A 4238-nucleotide genomic window follows, 5' to 3' on the forward strand; every position below is an offset into this window, starting at 1 on the left:
CCGGGGGAGTTCCACATGAGTGCCGACGACTGGCTGGGTGACACGAGGGCGTCCTACGACACCATGGCCCCCGCCTATGGGGACGTGTTTCGCGACCTGCTCGACCGGACTCCGTACGAGCGGGCCCTGCTGACGCTCTTCGCCGACCAGGTGCGGGAGGCCGGCGGCGGTCCGGTCGCGGACGTGGGGTGCGGGGCCGGGCGGATCACAGGGTTTCTGGCGGGGCTCGGCATTGACGTCTTCGGGATCGACCTGTCGCCGGTGATGATCGAGGTCGCCCGGCGCGACCACCCGGAACTGCGCTTCGAGGTCGGTTCTATGACGGAGCTCGATCTGGCCGAGAGTTCCGTGGCCGGCGTGCTTGCCTGGTACTCGCTGATCCACATCCCCGACGACGAGATCGGCCCGGTGCTCGCCCGGTTCCACCGCGCGCTCCGCCCCGGGGGTTCGCTGCTGCTGGGCTTCCACGTGGGTGACGAGTCAGTGCTGCGGACCCAGTGGCGTGACGGTGTCCCGATCCGGGTTCACGTCCACCGCCGCCGTCCTGAGCAGATGGCTGTCCGGCTCCAGCAGGCGGGGTTCACCGTCGAGTCCACCACGACGCTCACCTCGGGCGAGAGCCCGCTGGGCGCCATACTCTTCGCGCGGCGTGCGGTGGACGCCCGCACGTGAACCTGTGGTGGGCTGGCGCTTCTGACGACGTCTCCGCGCTCATCGCCGAACGTCATCGCTCCTCTGCGGACGTCGGACGTCCTTCGACCCGATCCTGGCCGGGAAGCCCGAGATCGAGGGCGAGTTGGCCCGTAGGGGGCGCGGGCGACAGAGCATCCGGCTTCGCCGCCTTGTGCTGTTGGGGGCCGCCCTGGTGCCAGGTGTGCAGTTTCCTGGCTCGTGCCGACTGAACGAAGTCCCCTAGCTTTTCCAGTTGTTCGGCACTCCCGCCCACAAGCGCCGCGTCGCGCGGGCCTACGCCGTCGAGCAGCCGAATCATGAGGACGCGCGCCAACTCGGTTCGCCCCTGTCGACGAGCCAGCTCGCTCAGGGCGAGCTCGTCCTCCCCCGTCTCCGCGTCCGGGACGGAGTCCCCAAGCGGCGGGCGAGCGAGCCGGCCGAGCAGCGCGTAGGCGCAACCCTCTTCGGGGAGCCCGGGTGGGCCCACCGGGACGTGATGCTGCGGCGGTGGCGCAATCTGCTCGGGCGGACCATGTGCGAGTTCCCCGGCGGGCGGACCTGGGGGCGCGGTTCACGGGGCGGAGTGGCTCGGCACCGTCGCTGGTGCCGGCTCCGGATGCGGGGGCGGCGAGCGCGGCGCTGCCCGTCGGCGGCTACGACGAAGTCGAGCTCCACGCCTGGCAGTTCGGCGGGTGTCCTGCCGAGCTAGGGCGAGCGTGGGTCAGCGCGGGTCCGTGTCCAGCTCGACGGTCACCGGGAGCTGGTCGCCGGCGGCGACCGAGGCGGCCTGGCGGATCGCCGCACTGACGCTGATCAGGGTGCGACCGCCCATGACGCCGAGCGTGGTGCGGTAGGTGTAGCCGTTGAGGGTGACCCGGACGGGCGGGCGCTTGCCCGCGCCGAGGCCGGTCACGATCTCCTCGGGGACGGGGATGCCAGTGGTGGTCTTGCCGGTGGCCTCGACAGTCGCCTGGAACAGCACGGTCACCATCTCCTCGCTGCCTCGGTCGTACGGTGCGGCTATCTCTTGCACCGATGAGTGCACTATCTTCTATACCACTCGGTACCAGCCCCCGCGAGAGGAACCGCGACATGAGTGAGGGATTCAGCGCGCAGCACCCTCCGCTCCGCATCCCGGCCGGACCCCGCGACCGCGGGCCCGACCCGCGCACGCTGCGTACCCGTGCCGCCGTCGCCGAGGCTGCTAGGACACTCTTCCTGCGCAACGGCTACCAGGGGACCGGGGTCGACGAGATCGCCGCCCTGGCCCAGGTGTCCAAGCGCAGCATCTACAACAACTTCGGGGACAAGGAGTCGCTCTTCACCGAGCTGGTGCTCGGATTCACCGGCACGGCAGGGCAGTTCGCCGAGCAACTCGTCGCCGGCCTGACGGAAGCGGAGGACCTGCCGCAGGAGCTGCACGCGTTGGGCCGTCGGCACCTGGCCACTGTCGCCCGACCCGAGGTACTGCGGCTGCGCCGCCTGATCATCCTTGAGGCGTCCCGCTTCCCGGCCCTCGCCGACGAGTACTACCGCCGCGCACCCGGGCGGGTCATCGCAGCTCTCACCGAGGCCTTCGCGCTGCTGCATGTCCGTGGCGCGCTCCGCGCGCCGAACCCGCGCCGGGCCGCCGAGCACTTCTCCTACCTGGTGCTCGGCAGCACCCTCGACACCTTCCTCTTCGCCCCGGAGGGCGAACTTCCCGGCCCTGAGGAGCTGGACACCATCGCGGACGACGGCGTCTCCGCCTTCCTCGCCGCCTACCGCGCCTGAGTCACCCTCGGGACGTCCGCCGAGAAAAGGCCAGCTCCTCCTGCAACAGACGAAGCGCCCTCGCCGCGAGGTTCTCCTTCAGGCGCCGCAGGTCGCCCGTCCCCGGGATGGCCAGCATGCGGGTCTTTGCTGGAGCGTCCACGCAGGCGCACCTGCGCGGCGGACACCCCGTGTGCGCGGGCGACGGCCTCCACCGCCGCGCTGGCCTGCTCCGCAGGACCGGCCACCCCACCCGGGCCGACGATCGCGAAGAAGGAAACGAACGCGATGCCGAGTTCGCCGCACCGCTCCAGATGACGAGAGCGTCGGCGTGGTGCGAGAGCCCGTGACTGGTCAGCTCGCTGGCGGAGCGCGTCGCGGAGAAGTAGGACGCCGCGGTGTCGATGTGGTTCACGCCGAGCTCCACCGCTCGCCGCAGCACGGCCACGGCCTGCGCGCGGCCGCGCTGCGCGCAGGCGGCGAAGGCCGTGCTCCCGGCGAGGCGCACCGCGCCGAACCCGAGAAGGTTGACCGTCAGGTGCCCGAGGCGCCATGTGCCGGCGGCGGGGGCCATTCGTGCGTTCATGGGCGGGGCTCGTCATGCTGTGCGGAAATCGGAGGCATGAAAGAACCCTCCTCGGCGGTGGAGTCCGCACCGAGAAGGCTTGCGTGTGGAGGCTGGCGTGTTCGGGAAACGTGGCAAGCCCAAGCGCCCGCCCGCCAGGGAAATCGGTTGACCGGGCTCCTGGGCGTGCGTTCGGATGACGAGCGAACCGGAGGGACAGGAAGGCGGTCGCACACATGACCCGGATGCACCTCGACGAGGTGGACACCGACATCGCACTCGCCCGCCGGCTCGTCGCCGCGCAGTTCCCGCAGTGGGCGCACCTCGACGTCGGGGACGCCGAGCGGACCGGCACCTCCAACGCGATGTACCGGCTCGGCGCGGACATGGTGGTGCGCCTGCCCCGTAGGCCCGGCGCGGCCGAGGACGTGAAGAAGGAGCACGCCTGGCTCCCGCGGTTGGCGGCCGAGTTGCCCGTGGCGATTCCCGTACCGGTCGGCCAGGGGACGCCGGAGAGTGCCTACCCGTGGTCGTGGTCGGTCTACGGTTGGCTCGACGGCGGCAATCCCGTCCCCGGTCGGCTCGCCGACCCCGTGCAACTCGCCACGGATCTGGGGGCCTTCGTCACCACGCTGCGCTGTATCGACCCGTCGGGGGCTCCCGCCTCCTACCGCAGTGAGTCGCTCCCGTCCCGCGACGCCGCCACCCGCCGCGCCCTGGCTGTCGTGAGCGACCTGGTCGACGTGGACGCGGCGCTCGCTGTCTGGGAGACAGCCCTGCGTGCCCCCGAGTGGGCCGGCAACCTGGTGTGGATCCATTCCGACCTCCAGCCGGGCAACCTGCTGGTCTCCGCCGCCGGTCGCCTCAGCGGCGTCATCGACTTCGGTTGCGTCGGCCTCGGCGACCCTGCGGTCGACCTCCTGCCCGCCTGGTACGTCCTCCCCGGCGCAGCCCGCCCCCGCTTCCGCTCCGCGGTCGGCGCGGACAACGCCGCGTGGACGCGCGGCCGCGGCTGGGTGCTGTCGGTCGCACTGATGGAGCTGAGCTACTACCGCCACACCAACCCGGCCATGGTGGCGAGCGCCCAGCGTGCTCTGGATGAGCTTCTGGCGGAGGGTTGACACGGCTTGCGGGGATGCGTAGTGTTCTCCGGGTTGCCCCGCTCGCGGTGCGGGTGTCCGGGCGACGAACCCCCTCGAATCTGATCGCATAATGGTTCATTTGTGCTGCCATTTTCGGGATTGGTTGG

Annotated in this window: 5 protein-coding genes; 3 read left to right on the forward strand and 2 right to left on the reverse strand. The window is 71.0% G+C overall.

From position 1 onward, the window contains the following. Positions 1 to 672, forward strand: a 672-nt coding sequence (locus TR48_RS38075; RefSeq protein ID WP_369405643.1) for a class I SAM-dependent methyltransferase, incomplete at its 5' end; no start/stop codon positions are given. A gap of 721 nt (positions 673 to 1393) precedes the next feature. Here TR48_RS38075 and TR48_RS38085 read toward each other — a convergent pair. Next, complete coding sequence (locus tag TR48_RS38085) at positions 1394 to 1705, reverse strand: DUF1905 domain-containing protein (RefSeq protein WP_201777212.1); 312 nt, start codon at positions 1703 to 1705, stop codon at positions 1394 to 1396. Between the two features lie 59 nt (positions 1706 to 1764). Between TR48_RS38085 and TR48_RS38090 the strand changes: the two genes are divergently transcribed. Further along, on the forward strand, positions 1765 to 2445 hold the full coding sequence (locus TR48_RS38090) for a TetR/AcrR family transcriptional regulator (protein WP_052443392.1): 681 nt from the start codon (positions 1765 to 1767) through the stop codon (positions 2443 to 2445). A gap of 1 nt (position 2446) precedes the next feature. On the opposite strand, the gene TR48_RS38095 is transcribed toward TR48_RS38090, so the two are convergent. Then, positions 2447 to 3010 (reverse strand): aldo/keto reductase, encoded by a 564-nt coding sequence (locus tag TR48_RS38095; protein WP_439654535.1) that lies wholly within the window; start codon positions 3008 to 3010, stop codon positions 2447 to 2449. 215 nt (positions 3011 to 3225) lie between these two features. On the opposite strand from TR48_RS38095, the gene TR48_RS38100 reads away from it, so the two are divergent. Next, a complete protein-coding gene (locus TR48_RS38100; RefSeq protein ID WP_369405644.1) occupies positions 3226 to 4110 on the forward strand; it encodes an aminoglycoside phosphotransferase family protein in 885 nt (294 codons plus the stop codon). The last annotated feature ends 128 nt before the right edge of the window (positions 4111 to 4238 follow it).

Origin of the sequence: Streptacidiphilus neutrinimicus (genome assembly GCF_000787815.1) — a bacterium.
Classification (GTDB): Bacteria; Actinomycetota; Actinomycetes; order Streptomycetales; family Streptomycetaceae; genus Streptacidiphilus; species Streptacidiphilus neutrinimicus.

What these genes read in the sequence shown, in the direction of transcription:
- TR48_RS38090 (WP_052443392.1), top strand. Translation starts at nt 1,765, where the DNA reads ATGAGTGAGGGATTCAGCGCGCAGCACCCTCCGCTCCGCATCCCGGCC.
- TR48_RS38095 (WP_439654535.1), bottom strand. Translation starts at nt 3,010, where the DNA reads ATGAACGCACGAATGGCCCCCGCCGCCGGCACATGGCGCCTCGGGCAC.
- TR48_RS38100 (WP_369405644.1), top strand. Translation starts at nt 3,226, where the DNA reads ATGACCCGGATGCACCTCGACGAGGTGGACACCGACATCGCACTCGCC.